Source organism: Pseudomonas sp. MWU347, from assembly GCF_017947305.1.
GTDB lineage: Bacteria > Pseudomonadota > Gammaproteobacteria > Pseudomonadales > Pseudomonadaceae > Aquipseudomonas > Aquipseudomonas putida_A.
This window is the reverse complement of sequence record NZ_JAFGZB010000001.1, coordinates 696,402-722,812: the sequence shown is the minus strand read 5'-3', so window position 1 is coordinate 722,812 and position 26,411 is coordinate 696,402. Positions and strand designations below refer to the sequence as shown.

24 protein-coding genes are annotated in these 26,411 nt (G+C 60.7%); 11 read left to right on the top strand and 13 right to left on the bottom strand.

Annotated elements, in window-relative coordinates:
* Nucleotides 1-8 precede the first annotated feature (8 nt).
* On the bottom strand, nt 9-923 hold the full coding sequence (gene hemF, locus KCG87_RS03215; RefSeq protein WP_139055028.1) for an oxygen-dependent coproporphyrinogen oxidase: 915 nt from the start codon (nt 921-923) through the stop codon (nt 9-11).
* A 163-nt stretch (nt 924-1,086) separates the two neighbouring features.
* On the opposite strand from hemF, the gene KCG87_RS03210 reads away from it, so the two are divergent.
* The gene (locus KCG87_RS03210; protein WP_027610268.1) at nt 1,087-2,064 is read left to right on the top strand and encodes a quinone oxidoreductase; all 978 of its coding nucleotides are present in this window, start codon (nt 1,087-1,089) and stop codon (nt 2,062-2,064) included.
* Between the two features lie 65 nt (nt 2,065-2,129).
* Here the strand turns inward: KCG87_RS03210 and KCG87_RS03205 are convergent, their stop codons facing one another.
* From KCG87_RS03205 to KCG87_RS03190, 4 genes are all read right to left on the bottom strand, one after another.
* Nucleotides 2,130-2,801 carry a hypothetical protein gene (locus KCG87_RS03205; protein ID WP_210556206.1) on the bottom strand — a complete coding sequence of 224 codons (672 nt, stop codon included), beginning with the start codon at nt 2,799-2,801 and terminating at the stop codon, nt 2,130-2,132.
* 240 nt (nt 2,802-3,041) lie between these two features.
* On the bottom strand, nt 3,042-3,599 hold the full coding sequence (locus tag KCG87_RS03200) for an L-threonylcarbamoyladenylate synthase (protein WP_007962683.1): 558 nt from the start codon (nt 3,597-3,599) through the stop codon (nt 3,042-3,044).
* A gap of 55 nt (nt 3,600-3,654) precedes the next feature.
* Entirely contained in the window at nt 3,655-4,752 is a 1,098-nt protein-coding gene (dprA, locus tag KCG87_RS03195) for a DNA-processing protein DprA (RefSeq protein ID WP_134785073.1), read from the bottom strand.
* Nucleotides 4,753-4,834: 82 nt separating this feature from the next.
* Nucleotides 4,835-5,860, bottom strand: coding sequence for a LysM domain-containing protein (locus KCG87_RS03190; protein ID WP_098966434.1), 1,026 nt, complete (start codon nt 5,858-5,860; stop codon nt 4,835-4,837).
* Nucleotides 5,861-6,019: 159 nt separating this feature from the next.
* On the opposite strand from KCG87_RS03190, the gene def reads away from it, so the two are divergent.
* From def to KCG87_RS03165, 5 genes are all read left to right on the top strand, one after another.
* Entirely contained in the window at nt 6,020-6,526 is a 507-nt protein-coding gene (gene def / locus KCG87_RS03185; protein WP_027610272.1) for a peptide deformylase, read from the top strand.
* A 57-nt stretch (nt 6,527-6,583) separates the two neighbouring features.
* Complete coding sequence (fmt, locus tag KCG87_RS03180) at nt 6,584-7,543, top strand: methionyl-tRNA formyltransferase (protein ID WP_210556208.1); 960 nt, start codon at nt 6,584-6,586, stop codon at nt 7,541-7,543.
* Nucleotides 7,540-8,850, top strand: coding sequence for a 16S rRNA (cytosine(967)-C(5))-methyltransferase RsmB (gene rsmB / locus KCG87_RS03175; protein WP_210556210.1), 1,311 nt, complete (start codon nt 7,540-7,542; stop codon nt 8,848-8,850). The genes fmt and rsmB overlap by 4 nt, the downstream gene beginning before the upstream one ends.
* 22 nt (nt 8,851-8,872) lie before the next feature.
* Entirely contained in the window at nt 8,873-10,249 is a 1,377-nt protein-coding gene (gene trkA / locus KCG87_RS03170; RefSeq protein ID WP_003220233.1) for a Trk system potassium transporter TrkA, read from the top strand.
* 151 nt (nt 10,250-10,400) lie between these two features.
* Nucleotides 10,401-10,715 (top strand): tetratricopeptide repeat protein, encoded by a 315-nt coding sequence (locus KCG87_RS03165; protein WP_027610275.1) that lies wholly within the window; start codon nt 10,401-10,403, stop codon nt 10,713-10,715.
* Nucleotide 10,716: 1 nt separating this feature from the next.
* Here KCG87_RS03165 and KCG87_RS03160 read toward each other — a convergent pair whose 3' ends face one another.
* The 3 genes from KCG87_RS03160 to KCG87_RS03150 all read right to left on the bottom strand — a co-directional run bounded on the left by KCG87_RS03160 (nt 10,717) and on the right by KCG87_RS03150 (nt 12,547).
* Nucleotides 10,717-10,956, bottom strand: coding sequence for a PilZ domain-containing protein (locus KCG87_RS03160; protein ID WP_007960749.1), 240 nt, complete (start codon nt 10,954-10,956; stop codon nt 10,717-10,719).
* A 105-nt stretch (nt 10,957-11,061) separates the two neighbouring features.
* Nucleotides 11,062-11,949: a lysophospholipid acyltransferase gene (locus KCG87_RS03155; RefSeq protein ID WP_003220227.1), complete on the bottom strand. Its 888-nt coding sequence runs from the start codon at nt 11,947-11,949 to the stop codon at nt 11,062-11,064.
* A 40-nt stretch (nt 11,950-11,989) separates the two neighbouring features.
* Nucleotides 11,990-12,547: a DNA-3-methyladenine glycosylase I gene (locus KCG87_RS03150; RefSeq protein WP_210556211.1), complete on the bottom strand. Its 558-nt coding sequence runs from the start codon at nt 12,545-12,547 to the stop codon at nt 11,990-11,992.
* Between the two features lie 81 nt (nt 12,548-12,628).
* Between KCG87_RS03150 and glyQ the strand changes: the two genes are divergently transcribed.
* The 4 genes from glyQ to KCG87_RS03130 all read left to right on the top strand — a co-directional run bounded on the left by glyQ (nt 12,629) and on the right by KCG87_RS03130 (nt 17,039).
* Nucleotides 12,629-13,582 carry a glycine--tRNA ligase subunit alpha gene (gene glyQ / locus KCG87_RS03145; protein ID WP_003187265.1) on the top strand — a complete coding sequence of 318 codons (954 nt, stop codon included), beginning with the start codon at nt 12,629-12,631 and terminating at the stop codon, nt 13,580-13,582.
* Nucleotides 13,579-15,633 carry a glycine--tRNA ligase subunit beta gene (gene glyS / locus KCG87_RS03140; RefSeq protein WP_103367979.1) on the top strand — a complete coding sequence of 685 codons (2,055 nt, stop codon included), beginning with the start codon at nt 13,579-13,581 and terminating at the stop codon, nt 15,631-15,633. Before glyQ ends, glyS begins: the two co-directional genes overlap by 4 nt.
* Nucleotides 15,634-15,637: 4 nt before the next feature.
* Nucleotides 15,638-16,177: a D-glycero-beta-D-manno-heptose 1,7-bisphosphate 7-phosphatase gene (gmhB, locus tag KCG87_RS03135; protein ID WP_167734075.1), complete on the top strand. Its 540-nt coding sequence runs from the start codon at nt 15,638-15,640 to the stop codon at nt 16,175-16,177.
* A gap of 82 nt (nt 16,178-16,259) precedes the next feature.
* Nucleotides 16,260-17,039, top strand: a complete 780-nt coding sequence (locus KCG87_RS03130) for a lysophospholipid acyltransferase family protein (RefSeq protein ID WP_098966425.1) — start codon at nt 16,260-16,262, stop codon at nt 17,037-17,039.
* Between the two features lie 168 nt (nt 17,040-17,207).
* Here KCG87_RS03130 and KCG87_RS03125 read toward each other — a convergent pair whose 3' ends face one another.
* Nucleotides 17,208-18,740, bottom strand: a complete 1,533-nt coding sequence (locus KCG87_RS03125; RefSeq protein ID WP_098966423.1) for a HAMP domain-containing sensor histidine kinase — start codon at nt 18,738-18,740, stop codon at nt 17,208-17,210.
* A gap of 168 nt (nt 18,741-18,908) precedes the next feature.
* Here KCG87_RS03125 and KCG87_RS03120 point away from each other — a divergent pair, with 168 nt between their 5' ends.
* Nucleotides 18,909-19,628, top strand: a complete 720-nt coding sequence (locus KCG87_RS03120; RefSeq protein ID WP_210556213.1) for a response regulator transcription factor — start codon at nt 18,909-18,911, stop codon at nt 19,626-19,628.
* Between the two features lie 134 nt (nt 19,629-19,762).
* Here the strand turns inward: KCG87_RS03120 and gyrB are convergent, their stop codons facing one another.
* From gyrB to dnaA, 4 genes are read right to left on the bottom strand one after another with little or no spacing between them, the layout of a single operon-like run.
* On the bottom strand, nt 19,763-22,180 hold the full coding sequence (gyrB, locus tag KCG87_RS03115; RefSeq protein ID WP_007960764.1) for a DNA topoisomerase (ATP-hydrolyzing) subunit B: 2,418 nt from the start codon (nt 22,178-22,180) through the stop codon (nt 19,763-19,765).
* 5 nt (nt 22,181-22,185) lie between these two features.
* Complete coding sequence (recF, locus tag KCG87_RS03110; protein ID WP_003220208.1) at nt 22,186-23,289, bottom strand: DNA replication/repair protein RecF; 1,104 nt, start codon at nt 23,287-23,289, stop codon at nt 22,186-22,188.
* Nucleotides 23,290-23,303: 14 nt separating this feature from the next.
* Entirely contained in the window at nt 23,304-24,407 is a 1,104-nt protein-coding gene (gene dnaN / locus KCG87_RS03105) for a DNA polymerase III subunit beta (protein WP_003220202.1), read from the bottom strand.
* 39 nt (nt 24,408-24,446) lie between these two features.
* The gene (dnaA, locus tag KCG87_RS03100) at nt 24,447-25,970 is read right to left on the bottom strand and encodes a chromosomal replication initiator protein DnaA (protein WP_095139791.1); all 1,524 of its coding nucleotides are present in this window, start codon (nt 25,968-25,970) and stop codon (nt 24,447-24,449) included.
* Between the last annotated feature and the right edge of the window lie 441 nt (nt 25,971-26,411).

The window sequence follows — 26,411 nt, the reverse complement described above, 5'->3', positions numbered from 1 at the left end:
AGCAGTCCTCAGGCCTCGGCCAGCCAGTCGCGGTCTTGCAGGAAGTAGTCGGTCAGGCGCGCTTCTTCACTGCCGGGTTCGGCCTTGAAGTCATAGGCCCAGCGCACTTGCGGCGGCAACGACATGAGGATCGACTCGGTACGCCCGCCCGATTGCAGGCCGAACAGGGTGCCTCGGTCGTAGACCAGGTTGAACTCGACGTAGCGGCCACGGCGGAATTCCTGGAATTCACGCTGCTGTGCGGTGAACGCATCGTTCTTGCGGCGCTGTACGATGGGCAGGTAAGCGTCGATGTAGGCATCACCGATGGCGCGCATGAAGGCGAAACTGGTGTCGAAATCCCACTCGTTCAGGTCGTCGAAAAACAGGCCGCCGATGCCACGCGGTTCATGGCGATGCTTGATGTGGAAATAGGTGTCGCACCAGGCCTTGTAACGCGGATAGACGTCCGGCCCGAACGGCGCGCAGGCCTGCTCGGCGACGCGGTGCCAGTGGATGCAGTCTTCTTCGTTGCCGTAATACGGGGTCAGGTCGAAGCCGCCGCCGAACCACCAGACCGGCTCTTCACCTTCCTTCTCGGCGATGAAAAAGCGCACGTTGGCGTGGGACGTCGGCACATGCGGGTTGTGCGGGTGAATCACCAGCGACACGCCGAGGGCTTCGAAACCGCGACCGGCCAGTTCCGGGCGATGGGCGCTGGCCGACGGTGGCAGGCCGCTGCCGAACACGTGGGAAAAGTTGACGCCGCCCTTTTCGATCACCGTACCGTTTTCGATCACGCGGGTACGGCCGCCACCACCGGCAGGCCGGTTCCAGGCGTCTTCGACGAAGCGCGTGCCGCCGTCCTCGGTTTCCAGCGCGGCACAGATGCGGTCTTGCAAATCGAGCAGATAGGCCTTTACGGCGTCGGTGCGGGTCGTCATGGCTTCACCTTGAATCGGGCATAACTACGCGGGCGCCCCGCAGGCAGGGGGCGGCGCAAATGGGCGCGTAGCATAACACCGCAAACCTGCGCGCCGCAGTTGACGAAGATCAAGCAGGGGAGTTGGATAGGGGGCTTACAGACGACCCAAGGAGAGCAGGCAGATGGCAAAGCGTATCCAGTTCCGCGCCCACGGCGGTCCCGAAGTGCTCGAGTTTGTTGACTACGAACCCGCCGCGCCCGGCCCGAATCAGGTGCGGGTGGCGAACAAGGCGATCGGCCTGAACTTCATCGATACCTATTTCCGCAGCGGTCTGTATGCCCCGCCAGCCTTGCCGTCCGGCCTCGGCGCTGAAGGCGCCGGCATCGTCGATGCGGTGGGCAGCGACGTCACCCGGTTCAAGGTCGGTGATCGCGTGGCATATGGCAGCGGCCCGCTGGGTGCCTACAGCCAGTTGCACACCCTGCCCGAAGCCAATCTGGTGAAGCTGCCGGACGAAATCAGCTTCGAGACCGCAGCCGGGGTCATGCTCAAGGGCCTCACCGTGCAGTACCTGCTGCGCCAGACCTATGAACTCAAGGGTGGCGAAACCATTCTGTTCCACGCCGCTGCCGGGGGTGTCGGTTCATTGGCCTGCCAATGGGCCAAGGCACTGGGCGTGAAGCTGATCGGTACGGTCAGCTCGAAGGAAAAAGCCGAACTGGCCAAGGCCAACGGTGCCTGGGCAACCATCGATTACAGCCACGAAAACGTGGCACAGCGGGTGCTGGAGCTGACCGATGGCAAGAAAGTCCCGGTGGTGTACGACGGCGTCGGCAAAGACACCTGGCTGACCTCGCTCGACAGTGTGTCGCCGCGTGGGCTGGTGGTGAGTTTCGGCAACGCCTCCGGTGCGGTGGACGGGGTGAATCTGGGGATTCTTTCGGCCAAGGGCTCGCTGTACGTGACCCGCCCGACCCTGGCGACCTACGCCAACAACGCCGAGAACCTGCAGCGCATGGCCGACGAGTTGTTCGAGATGATCATCAGCGGCAAGCTCAAGGTGAGCATCAGCCAGCGCTATCCACTGGCTGATGCGGCGAAGGCGCAGACCGAATTGTCGGCACGGCGCACCACCGGTTCGACCATCCTGCTGCCCTGACAAACCTTCGGCGTCTTGCCAGTCAGGGTTGCAAACCCACGGCTGGCAAGTCAGTTCGAACGCGTTCAACACCTCGACAGATGACACTCCAACGGTTTTTGCACCACGTGGCCAACCGCCGGATCAGGCGGTTGGACCGCCGCGAGAATTTGCCGCCACTCGGCTGACAGCACCCAGTAATCGCCGCGTGCGCGCTGGTCGATATGCAGGGCATTGGAGGCGATCGGCATCAGGCCGAAACGCTGGTAGAAGCGCAGTTGTTGCGATCTGCACAACGCGGTTACCCCGTTATAACCGCATTTAATGGCCCACTCGGTAGCGGCCGCCAGCAGACCGTTGACCGCGATGGGCAACTGATTGGGCGTGTACGACATCAATCGACTGAATTCGACATGGCGCGACAGCGCCACCGTGGGAGAAACGTGTTGCTGCGCCAGCGATACCCACTCGAACGGTGCCGGAGTCGCTCTCAATACCGCCAACAGTTGATCGTGCCGATACAGCAGGAAATGGGTACTGCGCGACTTTATCGCCAGTCTGGTTTCGAGCATCCGCGCCCGTGAAGTCAGCATGTAATGCTGCAACCGAAGCCGAAATTGCCGATCGATAAACCGGTCGAACTCCTGAGTATCCGCCCCAGCCTCAAGCATCACGATGCGACAACCCTCATGGTGACTCTTCAACGTCACCTGAAGCGCCTGCAGGTAATCCGTGAGTTGCAAATTGGTAGTGTCCATTCTTTCTCCGCAGACCTTAACTTATCGAAGTGTTTCGAGTGCAGGGAAAGGATGGTTGCTTTTGCCGATTCCGCCACGCCAGAAAGTCTGATAATCAAGTGGGAAAAGCCAATGAATCTGGGGACTTGGCGACTTTTCCGACAGAGAAACTGGCGTCATTGCAGGATAAATCGCAGGCACGCGTAGTCTTCCTCGCCATCAAGGCGAGGAAGACTCACGGTAAAGGTTTTCGACGCAGGATCAGTCGGGACGAATGACCTTGCCGGTTGCCAGATCGCGAATCACGCTGGGGTTCTTGCGCCCGCCCAGTTGCCCGCCAAGGATCAGGTCGATCTGCCCACGGAAATACTGCTCGACGCGCAACCGCGTGCGCGCCGCCGGCCGCCCCTGCGGATTGGCTGAGGTGGAAATCAGCGGCCCGACCATCGAGCACAGATCCCGCACCTGCGGGTGATCGCTGACCCGCAGCGCCACCGTGTCATGCACGCCCGTCACCCATTCCGGCAACAGGTTCTGATGCGGCACCAGCCAAGTGTTCGGCCCCGGCCAGGTGCTGGCCATGCGGTCGATCCACTCTTGCGGGAAGTCTTCGAACAGGAAGTCGAACTGGCGGATGTTGTCGGCGACCAGGATCAGGCCCTTGTCCACCGAACGGTTCTTGATCGCCAACAGCCGATCCACTGCCTCTTCGTTCCACGGGTCGCAACCCAGCCCCCAGACGGCTTCGGTTGGATAGGCAATCACCGCCCCGGCGCGAATTTCTCGTGCGGCTTGTTGCACACGCCAACTGTTGACCATGAAAAAACTCTCCGAAAACAGGTTTTGCGCAGTTTACCGATCTTCCCTGTAAAACCTAGCGTGTCCTCGCCAGCCAGCGACCGTTTTCACACACTGCGCGGCCGTCCATTTCCAGCTCGGTGAGCGCCGCGAGGACTTTGGGCAACGCCCAGCCGCTGCTTTCGACCAAGGCTTCGCTGGTGTGCGGCGCGGCGTGCAGCAGATCAAGCAAGGGATGCGCGGAATCCGGCGGGTCTGTGGATAACGGCAAATGCTGCCAGCCGCGCAGAGCTTCGAGAATGTGTTCGATGGTTTCCACCAGCACCGCGCCGTCGCGGATCAACTGATGGCAGCCGCGCGCACCGGGGTGATGGATCGAGCCGGGAATCGCATACACCTCGCGGCCCTGTTCCGCCGCCAGCCGGGCAGTGATCAGCGAACCGCTGGCGACACTCGCCTCGACCACCAGCACACCGAGGGACAAACCGCTGATGATCCGGTTGCGCCTGGGGAAGTTGCTCGCCGTTGGCCCGGCGTCCAGTGGAAACTCAGAAACCACTGCGCTGCCCGACGCAATCATCGCGTCGGCCAGTCGACGATTGCGCTGTGGATAAAACTTTTCCAGGCCGGTGCCGAGTACACCGACGGTTTGCCCGCCGACGTCCAGAGCCGCTTGATGCGCAGCCGCATCGATACCCAGCGCCAAGCCACTGGTGATGACAAAACCGGCCCCGGCGAGGCTGCGGGAAAACGCGGCGGCGGTATCCATTCCCGGGCGCGACGCGCTGCGACTGCCGACCATCGCCAGTTGCGGTTTTTCCAGAATCAGCGGATCACCGGCGACGAACAACAGCGGTGGCGGGTCAGGGATCTGCGCCAGCAGCGCCGGATAATCCGCTTGGTCCAACATCAATAGATGCTGGCCGGGCCGCTCTAGCCAGCGCAATGCATGGCTGGCGCCGTCGCGCACTTGCGGGCTGCGCCGGGCCTCGGCCGACGCCGCTGGCAGACCCAGCGCTCGCCAGGCACTGGCCGGCGCGCTCAGGGCTTTTGACGCCGAGCCGAAGGCTTCAAGCAGTTTGGCAAAACGTTTCGGACCGATTTCCGGCAAGCGGTGCAGGCGCAAACGCGCTTCCAGTTCCGCAGGGGAAACCGGCGTACAGGCAGACAGCATCGTGGATCATCCTTGATCGTTATAAGTCCCGAACCATTCGGAACAGGCTGTGGATAACTCTGTTGGTAACTTGTGAAGCCAGCTAAGGATTTCGCACCTTGTCGAGCACCGCCAGCGAGCGCGATGCGTTGAGTACGAGGCCGTAACTGAGCTTGTCGTAGGTACGGAACACCATCAGCAGACCGGCCCGTTCATCGGGAATTTTCAGCGGCTGGCCGGTGATCCGGTCGCGCACGGTTTCCCCGGTTTTCATCACCACCAGCACATTGCCTTCGGCCAGACCGTCGCGCTTGCCTTTGTTCAGGGTGACCACGTCCATCACGCCGATCTGCGTGACGCCGCGCGGCACGTCGATGATCAGGCCGTTGATGTTGGTGCTCGGGGCGCTGGGCATGAAAGTCGAATTGATCGAGCGCTCTTCGCCGCTGAACAGACGATCGCCCAGACGTACTTCCTGGGTGGTGCGTTGCAGGGCGAGGGTGGCGACGTCGCCTTCGGTGGCGACGATTTCACCGCCACCGATATCGTCGGCGTTGATCCCGAGGAACTCCTTGGTCTGCGGGTCGGTGTAGACCTTGCCCTGGCGGAAGATGCCGTACACCGGTTGATTCGGATCGAAGTGGCCCCGGGCGAAGATCCGGTCGCCAGTGCCACTCAACACGCGCTCGGCATCGCCGGCGACGATATACGGCGCCTTGTCGAAGTCCTCGACCTTGTCGACGATGCGGTTGCTCAGCAGGAAACTGTTGATTGATTTCAGCGGAATGCTCGGAATCGCCTCGGCCACCGGGCTGGTGCGGATGCGTGGCGACAGCTTGATGGTGCCCCGTGACTCGCCGCGATTGAGGGTCAGCTGCGGCTGGCCGTTGACGTAACTGAGCGTCAGCGTGTCGCCCGGGTAGATCAGGTTGGGGTTTTCGATCTGCGGATTGGCCCGCCACAGCTGTGGCCATTGCCAGGGCTCGCGCAGGTATTTGCCGGAAATGTCCCAGAGGGTGTCTCCCGAAACCACCGTGTATTGCTGTGGAAAACCATCCCTGAGTTGCACTTGCCCTTGCGCAGCCGCGGCCGAAGCCAGAAGCAGCAGGGCGAGTAGTGTTTTCCTCATGCAGCGAATCCCTTTATCATGTGCGTTCGCGTGAACCGTCAGAGCCCCCGTGGCTCGCTACTGCAAATTGCATTAGCTACGCTTCACAACGGTAGCCTGCATCTTCGGACCTGCCAGGCCATCGACCCGACTTTACTCAATACGTGCAGCAATCAGCCTATGGCCATTTTAAACATCCTCGAATTTCCGGACCCGCGTCTGCGTACTATCGCCAAGCCTGTGGCAGTAGTGGACGACGAAGTGCGTCAGTTGGTCGATGACATGTTTGAAACAATGTATGAAGCGCCGGGCATCGGCCTCGCCGCGACCCAGGTCAACGTGCACAAACGTATCGTCGTGATGGACCTTTCCGAAGACCGCACCGAACCCCGGGTGTTCATCAACCCCGAGTTCGAATCGCTGACTGACGAGATGGATCAGTACCAGGAAGGCTGCCTGTCGGTGCCGGGTTTCTACGAAAACGTCGACCGCCCGCAGAAGGTCAAAATCAAAGCGCTGGACCGCGACGGCCAGCCTTACGAACTGATCGCCGAAGGCCTGCTCGCGGTGTGCATCCAGCACGAATGCGACCACCTCAACGGCAAGTTGTTCGTCGATTACCTGTCCACGCTCAAACGCGACCGGATCAAGAAGAAACTGGAAAAGCTGCACCGCCAGAACGCTTGATGCCCCTCTTCAAAGGCTTGCTCCGGCAAGCCTTTTTCTTTTTATGAGATTCCCTTCATGACTGAGCCACTGCGCATCGTTTTTGCCGGTACCCCGGAATTTGCCGCCGAACACCTCAAGGCCCTGCTGAACAGCCCTTACGAGATCGTTGCGGTCTACACCCAACCGGATCGTCCGGCCGGTCGCGGGCAAAAACTGATGCCGAGCCCGGTCAAACAGTTGGCCCTGGAAAATAATATCCAGGTGTTGCAGCCGCCGACCCTGCGCAACGCCGATGCTCAAGCCGAGCTGGCCGCGCTGAAACCGGACTTGCTGGTGGTGGTCGCCTACGGCCTGATCCTGCCGCAAGCGGTGCTGGATATTCCGCGTCTGGGCTGCATCAACAGCCACGCCTCCCTGCTGCCACGCTGGCGCGGTGCGGCGCCGATCCAGCGCGCCGTGGAACACGGTGATGCCGAAAGCGGCGTGACCGTGATGCGCATGGAAGCCGGCCTCGACACCGGGCCGATGCTGCTCAAGGTCGTGACCCCGATCAGCGCCGATGACACCGGTGGCACGCTGCACGACCGCCTCGCCGAAATGGGCCCGCCCGCCGTGGTTCAGGCAATTGCCGGCCTGGCCGCTGGAACCCTCGAAGGCGAAGTGCAGAACGACGAGCTCGCCACCTACGCCCACAAACTGAACAAGGACGAAGCGCGCCTCGACTGGCGCCGTCCGGCGGTTGAGCTGGAGCGCCTGGTGCGTGCCTTCAACCCATGGCCGATTACCCACAGCACCCTCAGCGGTGAAGCGCTGAAGGTATTGGCCGCGACACTGGCTGACGGCAAAGGCGCGCCGGGTGAAATCCTCAGCGCCAGCAAGGACGGCCTGATCGTCGCCTGCGGTGAACAGGCGCTGTGCCTGACCCGTCTGCAACTGCCCGGCGGCAAGGCGCTGAACTTCAGCGACCTGTTCAACAGCCGTCGCGAGAAATTTGCCGTTGGCACCGTGCTCGGCGCCGTGGTGGACGCGCAATGAACCCGCGTCTGGCCGCCGCCAAGGCACTCGCCGCCGTGCTCAGCGGCAAAGCTTCGTTGAACAGCTCCCTGCCGACGCAACTGGACAAGGTCGAAGACCGTGATCGCGGTTTCACCCAGGATCTGGCGTTCGGCACCGCACGCTGGCAGCCGCGGCTGTCGGCGCTGGCGGAAAAACTTTTGCAGAAACCGTTCAAGGCTGCCGACGCCGATGTCGAGGCATTGCTGCTGGTCGGTCTCTATCAACTGCTCTACACCCGCGTGCCGCCGCACGCGGCCATCGGCGAAACCGTCGGTTGCGCCGACAAGCTGAAAAAGCCGTGGGCCAAGGGTCTGCTCAACGCCGTGCTGCGTAATGCCCAGCGCGAAAGCGAGACGATTTTCGCCGAGCTGGAGCGCGATCCGGTGGTGCGTACCGCCCACCCGCGCTGGCTGCAAAAATCCCTGAAGGCCTTCTGGCCGGAGCAATGGGAAGCGATCTGCGCGGCGAATAACGCGCACCCGCCGATGATCCTGCGGGTCAACCGCCGGCATCACGGCCGCGATGCCTACCTTGGCTTGCTCAGCGACGCCGGCATCGCTGCCACGCCGTGTGTTTACAGCCGCGACGGCATCGTCCTTGAAGCCGCCGCCGACGTGCGCAGCCTGCCGGGTTTTGCCGAAGGCTGGATCAGCGTGCAGGACGAAGCGGCGCAACTGGCCGCCGATCTGCTCGATCTGGCGCCGGGTCAGCGCGTGCTCGATGCGTGTTGCGCGCCGGGCGGCAAGACCTGTCATATCCTCGAAGCCGAACCGGCGCTGGCCGGCGTGGTGGCGGTGGATCTGGAAGCCAAGCGTCTGGTGCGCGTAAAGGAAAACCTTGAGCGGCTGGGGCTGAGCGCCGAACTGATCGCTGCCGACGGCCGCGATACCGCCGCGTGGTGGGACGGCAAACCGTTCCAGCGCATCCTGCTCGACGCGCCATGTTCGGCAACCGGCGTGATCCGCCGCCACCCGGACATCAAGCTGACCCGTCAGCCGGACGACATCGTTGCCCTCGCGCAACTGCAAGGCGAGCTGCTCGACGCCCTGTGGAAAACCCTCGAAGTCGGCGGCATCCTGCTCTACGCCACTTGCTCGACCTTGCCGACCGAGAACACCGAAGTCATTGCCGCGTTCCTTGAGCGCACGCCCGGTGCCCGCGAACTCGACCTGGCCACCACGGCCGGGATCAAACAGCCCCATGGTCGCCAATTGCTGGCCCAGCAGGGCGGGCATGACGGGTTCTACTACGCCAAGCTGATCAAGATCGCTGCCGCGCGCGGCTAAACGGATTCAATGGAGTGACTGGATGAAAATCATCATCCTCGGTGCGGGGCAGGTCGGCGGTTCGCTGGCTGAACACCTGGCGAGCGAAGCCAACGACATCACCGTGGTCGACACCGACGGCGAACGCCTGCGCGACCTCGGCGACCGTCTCGACATCCGCACCATTCAGGGCCGCGGCTCGCTACCATCGGTGCTGCGTCAGGCCGGCGCCGACGACGCCGACATGCTGGTGGCGGTGACCAACAGTGACGAGACCAACATGGTCGCCTGCCAGGTCGCGCACACCTTGTTCCACACCCCGACCAAGATCGCCCGGGTGCGCGAAGCGTCCTACCTCAATCGCGAAGAACAGCTGTTCCAGAACGAAGCGATTCCGGTCGACGTACTGATCAGCCCCGAGCAGGTGGTGACCAACTACATCAAGCGTCTGATCCAGCATCCGGGTGCGCTGCAAGTGATCGACTTCGCCGAAGGCCAGGCGCAACTGGTGGCGGTGCGCGCCTATTACGGCGGGCCGCTGGTGGGTCAGCAATTGCGCCAGTTGCGCGAGCACATGCCGAATGTCGAGACGCGTGTCGCGGCGATTTTCCGCCGCGACCGGCCGATCCTGCCGCAGGGCGATACGGTGATCGAGGCCGATGACGAAGTCTTCTTCATCGCCGCCCGTGAGAATATTCGCGCGGTGATGAGCGAAATGCGCCGTCTCGACGAAACCTACAAGCGCATCGTGATTGCCGGTGGCGGGCAGATCGGCGAGCGCCTGGCCGAGGCCATCGAAAGCCGTTATCAGGTGAAGATTATCGAGATGAACCCGGCGCGCTGCCGCTATCTCTCCGACACCCTCGACAGCACCGTGGTGCTGCAGGGCAGCGCCTCGGACCGTGATCTGCTGCTGGAAGAGAACATCGCCGACGCCGACATCTTCCTCGCGCTGACCAACGATGACGAAGCCAACATCATGTCGTCGCTGTTGGCCAAACGGCTGGGGGCGAAGAAGGTGATGACGATCATCAACAACCCGGCTTACGTCGATCTGATCCAGGGCGGCGACATCGACATCGCCATCAGCCCGCAACTGGCGACCATCGGCACCTTGCTGGCCCACGTACGCCGTGGCGATATCGTCAGCGTGCACTCATTGCGCCGGGGCGCGGCGGAGGCCATCGAGGCGATTGCCCACGGCGATGCGAAGTCGAGCAAGGTCATCGGCCGGCCGATCGAGAAAATCGGCCTGCCACCGGGCAGCACGATTGGCGCGATCATCCGCAACGAAGAAGTGATCATCGCCCACGACGACACGGTGATCGAAACCGGCGACCATGTGATTCTGTTCCTTGTGGATAAAAAGCATATTCGCGATGTGGAGAAGCTGTTTCATGTGGGTCTGAGCTTCTTCTGATCCAGAAATATCGTCGGTTGTAATGGCCTCTTCGCGAGCAAGCCCGCTCCCACATTTGGAATGCATTCCCCTGTGGGAGCGGGCTTGCTCGCGAAAGCGGTGTAACTGACACCGATCAACACCTGACACTCCACAGAAAAGGACTCCGCCCATGCTCGAATCCCTGGAAAAAATGCTCGCCAAGGGTGTGGATAACTCATTGCTGCGCTTTGGCCTGGGCAAGGGTTATCTGGATCTGGGGGAGAACGCCAAAGCCGCCGAGCATTTCCAGCGCTGTGTCGGTTTCGACCCGAAGTACTCGGCGGCGTGGAAGCTATTGGGCAAAGCGCAACTCGCACTCGGCGATCACGCGGCCGCGCGGCAGGCGTGGGAACAAGGTCTGGAAGCCGCCCGCGCCCATGGCGACAAGCAGGCCGAGAAGGAAATGACGGTGTTTCTGAAGAAGCTCGACCGCCAGGCGCAATAAGTTAGAGATAACGCAGGCCGATGCCCTCGGCATCCACCGTCACCACTTCCATTCGCACCCGCGGCGCGCCTGTGGGTAAATCCTGCACCTGGCCATAAACCACCGCACCCTTGGGCAATGACGCCAGACGCGGATGCTGCACATACACGCCGGTGGCCGACAGATTGCGCGTCTGCCCCAGGCATTCGCCGAAGCTGTCGTGGGTGATCTTGATGCGGAAGGATTTGCGTTGTTCGGACATCTTTATGCGCCCTTGAATGAACGGGTTGTGGATAACCTCAAGCAAGATCAAAAGATCACAGCCTTCGGCGTTCCTACAGGTTATCCACAGAGTGTGCCAACTTGCTCAGTACCAGCGCGCTTCGCCCGGTGGGCGTTTCTTGAAGCGCTTCATGCTCCACATGTATTGGCTTGGATACGCGGCAACGTAGCGTTCAACGACTTTGCTCATCGCTGCGCAGGATTCCTCGGTATCGGTGCTGTACATGGCCTCGGGTGCCGCTTCGAGGATCACTTTGTAGCCAGAGCCGTCCGGCAGGCGCAGGGCATGCAGGAACACGCCGACCGCTTTGCCGCCCGCGAGCATGTTCGGCACGAATTTGCTGGTCAATGCCTGGGTGGCGAAGAACGGCACGAAGATCCCTGCGGATTCGGCCGGTTCCGGGTCAGCGGGAATGCCCACTGCACCACCTTTGCGCACTTCCTTGATGACGCTGAGGATGCCTTCCTTGGTGGAGGCAGCGACCTTGTTGCCCAGCTGCACGCGTTGCTTGCGCAGTAATTCATCCACAGCCTTGAGCTTTGGCGGGCGGTAGAAAATGATCGGTTTGCACTGGCTGCAATAGAAGTGGTTCAGCACTTCCCAGTTGCCCAGGTGGCTGGTGATGCCGACCACGCCTTTGCCCGAGGCCAGCGCCTCCTTGAGGATGTCGAGGCCTTCGACTTCGCGCACCAGATCGATGGAACGCTGGGCCGGCCAGATCCAGGCGCAGGCGCTTTCGGTGAGGGATTTACCGATGTCTTTCAGGCTCTGGCCGACCAGGCGCTCACGTTCGGCCGGGTCCATCTGTGGAAAACATTTGGCGAGGTTGATCCGCACCACGTCGCGGGAACGGTTGGGGGTTTTCCACATGATCCAGCCGATCGCCGAACCCACGGCCTGCACGGCCCGCCATGGCAGCAGGGCAAACAGCCGCAGAGCGCCTACCAGCAAGGCGCCTTTAAACTTTTCCACAGGTCACTCCTGATTTTGTGCTGTGCGCGAGGCGGCCATTCTAACCGCCGTTGACCAGCTGCGCGTAGCGGTCACAGTCCTGAGTGTGATCCATGACCATGCCCGAAGCCTGCATCAGTGCGTAGCAAATGGTTGGGCCAACGAAGGTGAAGCCGGCCTTTTTCAGGGCTTTGCTCATCGCCAGCGCTTCGGGGGTGATCGCCGGGACTTCGCTGCGATCCTTGAAATGATTGATGATTGGTCGGCCGCCGACGAACGACCAGAGGAAGGCCTCCGGGTCCTCCAGCGCCAGCCAGGCCTGGGCATTGCGTCGGGCGGCATTGAGTTTGAGGCGGTTGCGGATGATCCCCGGATCGAGCATCAGTTCATCGATTTCGGCGTCGCTCATCTGCGCCACGCGCTGCACGTCGAAGCCGTACAACACCTCGCGGTAGCGCTCGCGTTTGCGCAGCACGGTGATCCACGACAGCCCGGCCTGGAACCCTTCGAGCAAAAGCAACTCGAACAAACCCTGCGCATCGCGTAGCGGCGTGCCCCACTCCTGATCGTGATAAGCCATGTACAGCGGATCTTCGGTACACCAAAAGCAGCGTGGCATAAGGCTCCAGGGGGTGGAGGTGCGACTGAATCGGGTATACTCCCGCTCTTTAAATCGCAGCCCAAGAAACAGGTGAATTTCGTGAGCCAGCCTACGCCAGCCGTGCGTACCTTCCAAGACTTGATCCTCGCGCTCCAGCAATACTGGGCCGAGCAAGGTTGTGTGGTACTTCAGCCCTACGATATGGAAGTAGGCGCCGGCACTTTCCACACCGCGACCTTCCTGCGCGCCATCGGCCCGGAAACCTGGAACGCCGCGTACGTGCAGCCAAGCCGCCGTCCGACTGACGGCCGCTACGGGGAAAACCCGAACCGTCTGCAGCACTACTATCAGTTCCAGGTCGTGCTGAAGCCGAACCCGGACAACTTCCAGGAACTGTACCTGGGCTCGCTCAAGCATGTCGGCCTGGACCCGCTGGTCCACGACATCCGCTTCGTCGAAGACAACTGGGAATCGCCAACCCTCGGCGCCTGGGGTCTGGGCTGGGAAGTCTGGCTCAACGGCATGGAAGTGACTCAGTTCACTTATTTCCAGCAGGCCGGCGGCATCGAGTGCTACCCGGTGACCGGCGAGATCACTTACGGTCTGGAGCGTCTGGCCATGTACCTGCAGGGCGTGGACTCGGTCTACGACCTGGTCTGGGCTGACGGTCCGTTCGGCAAGGTGACCTACGGCGACGTGTTCCACCAGAACGAAGTGGAGCAGTCCACCTACAACTTCGAACACGCCAACGTCGACAAACTGTTCGAACTGTTCGATTTCTATGAAAGCGAAGCCAAGCGCCTGATCGAGCTCGACCAGCCGCTGCCGTTGCCAAGCTATGAAATGGTCCTGAAGGCCTCGCACACCTTCAACCTGCTGGACGCGCGCCGGGCGATCTCGGTGACCGCGCGTCAGCAATACATCCTGCGCGTACGCACCCTGGCGCGTTCCGTTGCGCAAGCCTATCTGCTGGCCCGCGCCAAGCTGGGCTTCCCGATGGCAACCCCGGACCTGCGTGACGAAGTATTGGCCAAGCTGGAGGCTGCACAATGAGTGCGCAAGATTTTCTGGTTGAACTGGGCACCGAAGAACTGCCGCCAAAAGCCCTTAACACCCTGGCTGAAGCGTTCCTCGCCGGTATCGACAAGGGCCTGCAAGCTGCCGGCCTGAGCTACGAAAGCAAAACGGTCTATGCCGCGCCGCGCCGTCTGGCGGTGCTGATCACGGCGCTGGCGACCCAGCAACCGGATCGCAGCATCAACCTGGATGGCCCGCCACGTCAGGCCGCCTTCGACGCTGAAGGCAACCCGACTCAGGCAGCCCTGGGCTTTGCCAAGAAGTGCGGCGTCGAGCTGAGCGAAATCGACCAGAGCGGCCCGAAACTGCGTTACAGCCAGAACATCGCCGGCAAGCCAACCGCAAGCCTGCTGCCGACCATCGTCGAAGATTCGCTGAACGACCTGCCGATCCCGAAACGCATGCGTTGGGGTGCGCGCAAGGAAGAGTTCGTGCGTCCGACCCAGTGGCTGGTGATGCTGCTCGGTGACCAGGTCATCGACTGCACCATCCTCGCGCAGAAGGCTGGCCGCGACTCCCGTGGTCACCGTTTCCACCACCCGGAAAGCGTGCGCATCGGTTCGCCGTCGAGCTACCTGGCCGACCTGCGTGCCGCCTACGTGCTGGCCGATGCCAACGAGCGTCGCGAGATCATCAGCAAGCGCACCGAAGAACTGGCGACCCGTCAGGAAGGCACCGCGATCGTGCCGCCGGCGCTGCTCGATGAAGTGACCGCGCTGGTCGAATGGCCGGTGCCGCTGGTGTGCTCGTTCGAGGAACGCTTCCTCGACGTGCCGCAGGAAGCGCTGATCACCACCATGCAGGACAACCAGAAGTACTTCTGCCTGCTGGATGCCGACGGCAAGTTGCTGCCACGGTTCATCACCGTCGCCAACATCGAAAGCAAAGATCCACAGCAGATCATCGCCGGTAACGAGAAAGTGGTTCGCCCACGCCTGACCGACGCCGAGTTCTTCTTCAAGCAAGACAAGAAGCAAAAGCTCGAAGCCTTCAATGATCGCCTGAAGAACGTGGTGTTCCAGGAAAAACTCGGCAGCGTCTACGACAAGGCCGAGCGCGTTTCGAAACTCGCGGCCTACATCGCCGCGCGGATTGGCGGCAACGCTTCCTGGGCGGCCCGTGCCGGCCTGCTGTCGAAGTGCGACCTGGCCACCGAAATGGTCGGCGAGTTCCCGGAGATGCAAGGTGTCGCCGGTTACTACTACGCGCTCAATGACGGCGAGCCGGAAGACGTCGCGCTGGCGCTGAACGAGCAGTACATGCCACGCGGTGCCGGTGCTGAACTGCCGGCGACCTTGACCGGTGCCGCTGTCGCGATCGCCGACAAGCTCGACACCCTGGTCGGCATCTTCGGTATCGGCATGCTGCCGACCGGCAGCAAAGACCCGTATGCCCTGCGCCGTGCGGCCCTCGGCGTGCTGCGCATCCTGATCGAGAAACAACTGGATCTGGACCTGAACGACGCCGTGGCTTTCGCTGTGGCTGCTTTCGGTACCAAGGTCAAGGCTGCCGGTCTGAACGACGCGGTGCTGGAATTCATCTTCGACCGTCTGCGTGCGCGTTACGAAGACGAGGGCGTCGATGTCGCCACTTACCTGTCGGTACGTGCCCTGAAGCCGGGTTCGGCGCTGGACTTCGACCAGCGTGTGCAAGCGGTTCAGGCCTTCCGCAAACTGCCGGAAGCGGCAGCGCTGGCGGCGGTCAACAAGCGTGTATCGAACCTGTTGAGCAAGGTTGAAGGCTCGGTGCCGACCGTGGTCGAGGCCAAGTACTTCGACAACGCCAACGAGTTCTCGCTGTACTCGGCGATTCAGCAAGCGGATCAGGCGGTGCAGCCAATGGCCGCAGCGCGTCAGTACAACGAATCGCTGGCGCGTCTGGCGGCATTGCGTGAGCCGGTGGATGCGTTCTTCGACGCGGTGATGGTCAATGCCGAAGACGCCAAGGTCCGGGCCAACCGCTACGCGCTGCTCGCGCGTCTGCGTGGTCTGTTCCTCGGGGTTGCCGACATTTCGCTGCTGGGTTGAGGGATTGCTGTTGAAACTGCTGATTCTCGATCGGGACGGAGTGATCAATTACGACTCCGACGCTTACATCAAGTCGGTGGAGGAGTGGATTCCACTGCCCGGCTCGATCGAGGCGATTGCGCAGTTGAGCAAGGCCGGCTGGACGGTGGCGGTCGCCACCAACCAGTCGGGCATTGCTCGCGGCTATTACGACCTTGCCACCCTCGACGCCATGCACACGCGCCTGCGCACGCTCGTGGCAGAGCAGGGCGGTGAAGTCGGGCTGATCGTGTACTGCCCGCATGGTCCGGACGAGGGTTGCGATTGCCGCAAGCCGAAGCCGGGGATGTTGCAAACCATCGCGGCGCATTACAACGTGGCGCTGACGAATGTCTGGTTCGTCGGCGACAGCCTTGGTGACCTGGAGGCCGCCAAAGCCGTCGATTCACAGCCCGTTTTGGTAAAGACCGGGAAAGGCGAAAAAACTCTGGGCAAGACCCTTCCGGTCGGCACCCTGATTTTTGACGATCTGGCGGCGATTGCCGCAGAACTTATCCACAACTAGAGTGCTTCTGAAGTTCCTGACCAGGGATTGATCGGGAGTGCGCTTGAACAGTCGGGCATTGCCCGTAACGGTAAACGTCGCCATGTCGATACTGCAGGCCATCAGAATTTTTCTCTTTTACCTGCTGCTGGGCACCACTGCCTTGCTGTGGTGCAGCCTGAGCTTTTTTATCGCGCCCTTTCTGCCGTTCAAGGCGCGCTATCGCTTCATCAACGTGTACTGGTGCCGTTGTGCCTTGTGGTTGACCAAGGTGTTTCTCGGCATTCGTTACGAGATCAAAGGCGCGGAAAACGTGCCGGACCGGCCCTGCGTGATTCAGTCGAACCACCAGAGCACTTGGGAGACGTTCTTTCTCTCTGCTTATTTCTCGCCCTTGAGCCAGGTGCTCAAGCGTGAATTGCTCTACGTACCGTTCTTCGGTTGGGCCATGGCCATGCTGCGGCCGATCGCGATTGACCGCGACAACCCGAAAGCGGCGCTCAAACAAGTCGCGGCCAAGGGCGATGAACTGCTCAAGGACAACGTCTGGGTCTTGATCTTCCCTGAAGGCACCCGGGTTCCCTACGGCACTGTCGGCAAGTTCTCGCGCAGTGGCAGCGCGTTGGCGGTAAATGCGGCGCTTCCGGTGCTGCCGATTGCACACAATGCCGGCAAGTTCTGGCCGAAAATCGGCTGGGGCAAGACGTCGGGTGTGATCACCGTGGTCATCGGCGAGCCGATGTATGCCGAAGGCACTGGTCCGCGCGCCATCGCCGAGCTGAACGACCGGGTACAGGCCTGGAACGAACAGACCCAGCGCGAAATGGGTTCGCTGCCACCAGCACCGCAGGCGCCTGCCGCGAATGATCAGGTGGCTGTCTGAGATTTTGTGGATAACCTGTGTACGGTTTTGTTGAAAAAGCCTGAATATTGAAAGTAACCAATTGATTTACTTATATATTTCTCAAGCTCATAAAACATCGTAAAAGGTGCATAAGTTTTTTTCGGAAGTAAAAAAACCGGCTGATATAGCCGGTTTTTTTGTGCCTGTTCACTCGCAGATAAGCGGTAACTGCAGCCGGAACGTGGTGCCTTGATCGACGATACTGTGGCACTCGATGTTACCGCCATGATGGTCGACTACTGCCTTGACCATCGACAGCCCCAACCCGACGCCATCAATCCCCTGCGCCGACGAAAAGCGCCGGTACTGGGTGAACAGATCCGGCAGCTCCTCGGCGGCAATGCCTTTGCCCTGATCGGTCAATTCACAGCATAGCCACTCACCCTGGCAACTGACGTTCAACTTGATCGTGGTACCGACCGGGCTGTACTTGATGGCGTTCTCCAGCAGGTTGAACAAGGCGCGGGTCAGCAGGCCCTGGTCAGCGTTGATCAGACGCTCCTGGGATTGTTCGTCCATCGTGTGCAGCAGTTTGATGCTTTTCTGCTGAGCAATGGGCAGCGCCTGATCCAGTACGTCCAGCACCAGCATCGCGAACAGACTGGGCTGGAACTGATAAGCCTCGGACTCGGCTCGCGCCAGCAGAACAAAACCGTCAGTCAGATCGAGCGCCCGGCGTACCTGGCGCTCGATCTGCTCGAACAGCGGTGAATCCGCGCCGGCTTGATGGCGATGTACATCGAGCAGGGCCAAAATCGCCGAATGCGGGGCGCGCAGATCGTGGGAAAGGAACCGCAGCAAGACCCCACGCTGTTCTTCTGCGGCGCGTTCGGCGCTCAGATCGGTGAGGCTCAGCAGCCAGCCGATGGGAGTATCGCCATCCACCGGCAGCAAAGCCGCCCGTTCCAGACGCAAACTGCGTTCCTTGTGATCGCGAAACTCCAGCAGCGTCAGGTCCGACAGCGCCGGGCGTGGTTCTGTGGACAATTCCGGATAACCGAGGCGGGCCAGTTGCTCGAGAACATAGTCACCGACCAGCGGGTCATCGAACAATACCCGGGCCTTGCGGTTTCCCAGCAGAATCTGCCCCTTGGGATCGCTGATCAGCGTCGCCACCGGCAGGTATTCCAGACCGTCGGCAATGAAACGCCGGGTATCGCGGGTGCGGCTCATGGCTTGCTCCAGTGCCATGATCTGGCCCTGCAGCTGATCAGCGCTGGTGAATTGCGCACGGCGCCGCTCGGGAAATACTTTCGGCTCGCGGTCCAGTCGGGCCAGCTCCCAGCCAAAATACGTCAGCACCACACTCAGGCGCCGCCAGTTCCAGATCAGGTAGCCGAACAACATGCCCAGCGCCGCTGGAGTCGGTGACCACCAGTGTCGAACTTCCGCCAGCCCGGCGCTAGCCAGCAGCACACAAGCCACACCGCACGATGTCACCCAGATCGCCCAGCGCGGGCGCCACAGCAGCAATCCGAGTACGCAGGCTACCAGCCCTACCGAAAGCAACGCGCTCCACATCGGTACCACGTCGTGCAGATTGATCTGCGCGCGATACGACAACAAGGCAGTCAGCGGCAACAGCACTAGACTTATCCACAACCACTCACGCACCAGCCGTCGAAACAGACGCTGGACCTGACTTGGCTCGCGGCTTTCACGCCGACGCGGGCTATTCATGACAAACAGGGCAGGGGACAGTGAATGGTTTCATGGGCCACAGGTCTGAGGATGTAGATCCGAAGAATCATAGCGGACGTCGACCGATGGTGGACTGCTTACTTTTACCGCACAGGCCGAGCCTTCAGGGTTGCCGGCCACTGCTCAAGCAACAAGGAACCCACGCGTATGCGCGTTGCGATACTGGACGATGAACCCGCCGAACTGCGTCGGGTCGAGCAAACCCTGCAGCAGATGGCTGCGGAGGGAGACCAGCCTTGGTCGTTGCACAGCTTTGAACGGAGCGAGGACCTGTTGCGCCAATTGCGCCGGGACACCTTCGACCTGCTGATCCTCGACTGGCAACTGCCCGACCTGTCCGGCCTGGCACTCCTGCGCTGGACCCGCGAACACATGGAGGCGCCGCCCGCCGCAATCATGCTGACCAGCCGCGACGGCGAGAGCGATATCGTCCAGGCGCTGAACGCCGGTGCCGACGATTACGTCAGCAAACCGTTCCGCCCCAACGAGCTGAAAGCCCGAGTCGCCGCCGTACTGCGCCGGCACAGCCAGCAACGTAGCAGCGCTGCTGAAGTCCTGAGTTTCAATGACCTGACCTTCGACGACGCCGAACTGAGCGTCACCCGCGAGGGCAAGGCAGTGGTCATGACGGAGCGTGAATACCGCTTGGCGCGCTGCCTGTTCAGTAACTTGGGTCGGCCATTGTCGCGGGAGTACCTGTACGAACGCTTCTGGCCCCACGAAGAAGTGGCGTCGTCACGGCCGCTGGATACGCACATCTATCGCCTGCGCAACAAGCTGGGGCTGACGGCGGATCGGGGTTGGCAGTTGCTGACGATTTATGGGTATGGGTATCGGTTGGAGAGTGTGACGGTTGCATCCGAGTAAAAATCAAAAGATCGCGGCCTGCGGCAGCTCCTACCGGTAATCCATCTGGAGCTGCCGTAGGCTGCGATCTTTTGATCTGCCAATAAAAAGGCCAACGCATGAGCGTTGGCCTTTTTATTTGCCGCCGACCAGGATCAGAAATCCAGGTTCGAAACCGCCAGCGCATTGCTCTCGATGAAGTCACGGCGAGGTTCGACCGCATCACCCATCAGGGTGTTGAAGATCTGGTCTGCGCCAATGGCGTCTTCGATGGTGACTTTCAGCATGCGGCGCACGCTTGGGTCCATGGTGGTTTCCCACAGCTGATCCGGGTTCATTTCGCCCAGACCTTTGTAGCGCTGGATGGTGTGGCGCTTGGTGCTTTCGGCCATCAGCCAGTCGAGGGCTTCCTTGAACTCGGTGACCGCTTTCTTGCGCTCGCCACGCTGGATGTACGCGCCTTCGTCGAGCAGGGTGCTCAGTTGAGCGCCGAGGGTGACGACGGTCTTGTAGTCGTTGCTGCCGAAGAAGTCGCGGTTGAAGGTGACGTAGTTCGACAGGCCGTGGGAGATCAGCTCGACCTCTGGCAGCCACACGCCACGTTCACGATCTTCACGCAGGCTGGCCTTGTAGACCAGACCCGACTTCTCGACGGTGCGCAGACGCACTTCGTACTGAGCCAGCCAGTCCTGCATCTTGGCGTGGTCGCCGAGCATTTCCAGGCTCACGGCCGGCAGGTAGATGAAGTGTTCGGTCAGTTCCTGCGGGTACAGGCGCGACAGACGCTTGAGGGTCTTCATCACCATGCGGAAGTCGTTCACCAGACGCTCGAGCGCTTCACCGGAAATGCCCGGAGCCTCTTCGTTCAGGTGCAGGCTCGCATCTTCCAGAGCCGACTGCGTCATGTACTCTTCCATGGCGTCGTCGTCTTTGATGTATTGCTCTTGCTTGCCTTTCTTGACCTTGTACAGCGGCGGCTGGGCGATGTAGATGTAGCCGCGCTCGATCAGTTCCGGCAACTGACGGAAGAAGAAGGTCAGCAGCAGGGTACGGATGTGCGAACCGTCGACGTCAGCATCGGTCATGATGATGATGTTGTGATAGCGCAGCTTGTCGATGTTGTACTCTTCGCGACCGATACCGCAGCCGAGTGCAGTGATCAGCGTGCCCACTTCCTGGGACGAGATCATCTTGTCGAAGCGTGCTTTCTCGACGTTGAGGATCTTGCCCTTCAGCGGCAGGATCGCCTGAGTCTTGCGGTTACGTCCCTGCTTGGCAGAGCCGCCCGCGGAGTCACCTTCCACGAGGTACAGTTCGGACAGCGCAGGATCTTTTTCCTGGCAGTCAGCGAGCTTGCCCGGCAGGCCGGCGATGTCCAACGCGCCTTTGCGGCGGGTCATCTCACGGGCCTTGCGTGCCGCTTCACGGGCACGCGCCGCGTCGATCATCTTGCCGACGACCAGCTTGGCTTCGTTCGGGTTTTCCAGCAGGAAGTCGGAGAAGTACTTGCCCATCTCCTGCTCGACCGCGGTCTTCACTTCGGAAGACACCAGTTTGTCTTTGGTCTGCGAGCTGAACTTCGGATCCGGCACTTTCACCGAGATGATCGCGGTCAGACCTTCGCGGGCATCGTCACCGGTGGTGGCGACTTTGTGCTTCTTCGCCAGACCTTCCTGCTCGATATAGTTGTTCAGGTTACGCGTCAGTGCGGAACGGAAACCCACCAGGTGAGTACCGCCGTCGCGCTGCGGAATGTTGTTGGTGAAGCACAACAGGTTCTCGTTGAAGCTGTCGTTCCATTGCAGGGCGATTTCCACGCCGATGCCGTCTTCACGCTGGATGTTGAAGTGGAACACCTGGTTGACCGCAGTCTTGTTGGTGTTCAGGTATTCAACGAACGCACGCAGGCCGCCTTCGTACTTGAACAGCTCTTCCTTGCCGCTGCGCTCGTCCTTGAGGACGATGCCGACACCGGAGTTGAGGAAGGACAGTTCACGAATGCGCTTGGCCAGGATGTCCCAGCTGAAGTGAATATTCTTGAAGGTTTCGCTGGAAGCCTTGAAGTGGATCTGGGTACCTGTGGTTTCACTGTCGCCAACGATCGCCATAGGAGCCTGAGGCACGCCGTGGACGTAGGTCTGTTCCCAGATCTTGCCGCTGCGGCGTACGGTCAGTACCAGCTCTTCGGACAGGGCGTTCACGACCGACACACCTACACCGTGCAGACCGCCGGATACCTTGTAGGAGTTATCGTCGAACTTACCGCCAGCGTGGAGGACGGTCATGATGACCTCGGCGGCGGAAACGCCTTCCTCTTTGTGCACGTCTACCGGGATGCCACGGCCGTTGTCTTTGACGGTAATGGACTCATCCGGGTGGATGATGATGCTGATGTCGTCGCAGTGGCCGGCGAGGGCTTCGTCGATCGAGTTGTCGACCACCTCGAACACCATGTGGTGCAGACCGCTGCCATCGTCGGTGTCACCAATGTACATACCGGGACGTTTGCGTACGGCATCCAGGCCTTTCAGCACTTTAATGCTCGTTGAGTCGTACGTATTTTCTTCGCTCAATGCCTTCACTCCCGATGGTCGTGGGTCTGGGTGATACGGCCCTGTTCCACGTGGAACAGAGCGACTGGCGTTTCCGTCTGCCAGCCTTCCCTCAATAATTCGTGATCTACACAGGTGATGAAAACCTGGCAGCGTAAGTCTTCCAGCAAGCGGCACAGCGCGCGACGGTGGCTCTCGTCCAGCTCGGACGGCAAGTCATCCACCAGATAAATACACTGGCCGCGTCGGGCCTGGCTCACCAGATGCCCCTGGGCAATTCGCAAGGCACAAACCACCAGCTTCTGCTGACCCCGGGACAAGATGTCCGCGGCATTGTGTGCGCCCAATCTAAGGCGCAAGTCAGCGCGTTGCGGTCCGGCCTGGGTATGACCCATTTGCTGGTCCCGTTGCACGGAGCCAGCCAGTACGGCACTCAATTCCCGGTCCTTGTCCCAGCCTCGGTAATAGCTGAGCGTCAAACCTTCAAGCTCAACCAGTTCGCTCAAGGTTTGTTCAAAGACTGGTTTCAAGGCTTTGATGTAAGCGCGGCGGTATTCATCGATTTCAGCGCTGGCCTGGCACAGTTCCCTGTCCCAAACCGCTTGCGAAACGGCGTCAAGTGTACCATGCCGCAGCCAGGAGTTTCTCTGGCGCAAGGCCTTCTGCAAACGCTGCCAGGTCGCCATGAAACGCGGTTCGACGTGGAACACGCCCCAATCGAGAAACTGCCGGCGAATCTTCGGCGCACCTTCGAGCAGGCGGAAGCTGTCGGGGTTGATCAGTTGCAATGGCAGGATCTCGGCCAGTTGCGCGGCACTGCGAGCGTTCTGCCCGTCGATGCGGATCTGGAACTCGCCCTGACGGTCGCGAGATATCCCCAACGCACTGTGACCACCCTCGGCCAATTCGACCTGACCGAACACGGTGCAGGCGAGTTGCTCGTACTGGATGACCGGCAACAGCCGCGTGCTACGAAACGAACGGGCAAGCCCCAGCAGATGAATGGCTTCCAGAACACTGGTTTTGCCGCTGCCGTTGGCGCCGTAAAGAATGTTGATGCGGGGGGAGGGGGAGAAGGTCACCGGGTGCAGATTACGCACCGCGGTGACCGAAACACGACTTAAGGACATCCAGAATCAGCTGATTACAGACGCATCGGCATGACAACATAAGCCGAGTCGTCATTGTCGGACTCTTGCACCAGCGCACTGCTGTTGGAGTCGGACAGGATCAGGCGAACCTGTTCGGTGGTCATCACGCCCAGCACGTCGAGCAGGTAGCTCACGTTGAAGCCGATTTCCAGCGAACCGCCGTTGTATTCAACGCCCACTTCTTCTTCCGCTTCTTCCTGCTCCGGGTTGTTGGCCTGGATCTTCAACTGACCATTGGCCAGTTGCAGACGGATGCCGCGGTACTTCTCGTTGGACAGAATCGCGGTACGGCTGAACGCTTCACGCAGGGCCTGACGATCGCCGAGTACCAGCTTGTCGCCACCCTTCGGCAGAACGCGCTCGTAATCCGGGAACTTGCCGTCGACCAACTTCGAGGTGAAGGTGAATTCGCCGGTGGTGGCGCGGATGTGGTGCTGACCCAGAACGATGCTGACGTTGCCATCCGGCTCGGTGAGCAGACGCGCCAGTTCCAGAATGCCTTTGCGTGGCACGATCACCTGGTGACGATCCGGCTGACCGATATCGGCCTGCATCGAGCACATGGCCAGACGGTGACCGTCGGTTGCCACGGCGCGGATCACACCGGCCGAGACTTCCAGCAGCATACCGTTGAGGTAGTAGCGCACATCCTGCTGGGCCATGGCGAAGCTGGTGCGTTCGATCAGGCGACGCAGTTTGCTCTGCTCCAGGCTGCAGGTCAGCGAACCCGGGCCTTCTTCAACCGTCGGGAAATCATTGGCGGGCAGGGTCGACAGGGTGAAACGGCTACGGCCGGCCTTCACGACCAGCTTCTGCTCGTCGACCTTGATGTCGATCAGCGCGTCGTTGGGCAGGCTCTTGCAGATGTCCATCAGCTTGCGCGCAGGCACGGTGATGGAGCCGGTTTCAGCCGGCTCTTCGAGTTGCACGCGACCGACCAGCTCGACTTCCAGATCGGTACCGGTCAGCGACAGTTGCTGGCCATCGACGACCAACAGCACGTTGGACAGTACCGGCAAGGTCTGTCGGCGCTCGACAACGCCTGCGACCAGTTGCAGGGGTTTCAACAGGGCTTCGCGTTGAATGGTGAAATGCATGGTCTAGTCCCTTGCCTTAATAAGCTGCGCTGGAGTTCATCAAGTGGTCAGTGTACGCAGCAGGTTCTTGTAGTCCTCGCGGATGTCCGCGTCGGATTCCTTAAGTTCGTTGATCTTGCGGCAGGCGTGCAACACCGTCGTGTGGTCGCGACCACCAAACACATCGCCGATTTCCGGCAGGCTGTGGTTGGTCAGCTCCTTGGACAGCGCCATGGCCACCTGACGCGGACGTGCCACCGAGCGCGAACGGCGCTTGGACAGCAGGTCGGAAATCTTGATCTTGTAGTACTCGGCGACAGTGCGCTGAATGTTATCCACAGAGACCAGTTTGTCCTGCAGTGCCAACAAGTCTTTCAGGGATTCGCGGATCAACTCGATGGTGATGTCGCGGCCCATGAAGTGCGAGTGGGCGATCACGCGTTTCAGCGCGCCTTCCAGCTCACGGACGTTGGAACGAATTCGTTGGGCGATGAAGAACGCCGCATCGTGAGGCAACTCGACTTTGGCCTGGTCGGCCTTCTTCATCAAGATCGCCACACGGGTTTCCAGCTCCGGCGGCTCGACGGCAACCGTCAGGCCCCAACCGAAGCGGGATTTGAGGCGCTCTTCAAGGCCTTCGATTTCTTTCGGGTAGCGGTCACTGGTAAGAATGACCTGCTGGCCACCTTCAAGCAGGGCGTTGAAGGTGTGGAAAAACTCTTCCTGGGAACGCTCTTTACGGGCGAAGAACTGAATATCGTCGATCAGCAGAGCGTCCACCGAACGGTAGAAACGCTTGAACTCGTTGATCGCGTTCAGTTGCAGCGCCTTGACCATGTCGGCCACGAAGCGCTCGGAATGCAGGTACACAACCTTGGCATTCGGGTTCTTCTTTAATAAATGGTTACCCACTGCGTGCATCAAGTGAGTTTTACCCAGGCCGACGCCGCCATAAAGGAACAGCGGGTTGTAACCGTGCTTGGGATTGTCCGCCACCTGCCAGGCTGCCGCGCGGGCGAGCTGGTTGGACTTGCCTTCGACGAAATTCTCGAAGGTGAAGGTGCGGTTCAGGTAACTGGTGTGCTTGAGCGCGCCTTCGACCTGAACGGTGCGCTGTTCGGCGCGAACCGGGGCCTGTTGCGAGGCCGCACCGGCCATCGGGTCAAAGCTGTCGCGGGACGGCTCTTCACTGACTTCCTCGGTTTTCTGCGTCGAGCGCTTGGCCGGAGCTGCACTTGGAGCGGGTGCTGGCGCACTGGCCGGCACGGTATTGGCCTGAGCCTGGGACACCTGCGCAGCGGCCAACGGCGCGTTCGGCGCGGCACGCGGTGCCGAGCTGCGTTTGCTGCCTATTAATAAGGAAAGCGCTGGCGCCATGCCGTTGCCGTGCTCATCCAGCAGTTCAAGGACGCGACCGAGGTACTTTTCGTTGACCCAGTCCAGCACAAAACGGTTCGGTGCGTAGACGCGCAACTCGTCGCCTTCGGCTTCGACCTGTAGTGGACGGATCCAGGTGTTGAATTGTTGGGCAGGCAGCTCCTCGCGCAAAAGCTCCACGCACTGCTGCCAAAGTTCCACTGACACGGATATCCCCTAAGTTGAAAGCCGGTGAGGCAAAAACAAGCGGTCATTGTAGCGGCGAGCCGTCCACTTATCCACATGCAGGTTGTGTGGTGACCATGATTAATCAATGCGTTAACCGGTAAAAAGGCGACCAACGGTGTGTGCATAAGCTCTGTGGATAACCGCCTCTGAGGGCACTGGACAACTGGGGGTGGAACTCGGTGGATAACCAGCCTGTGGATAACAGGCCATTCCACACACAGGTTATCCGACAGCGCAGCACAGGCTGAACACGGTTTTCCACTGTAGTTGTCATTCTCTGTACATCACGCTCTACAAGGGCTGAAGGTGGTTATCCACAGAAGACGGCTGCCCTAGCTTTTACAAGCTTTACAGAAAAGCTTTAAATAATTCCCTTCTTTATTTTTATGTCTGGCAAACAGGATTTCGCTTCCGCAAGCT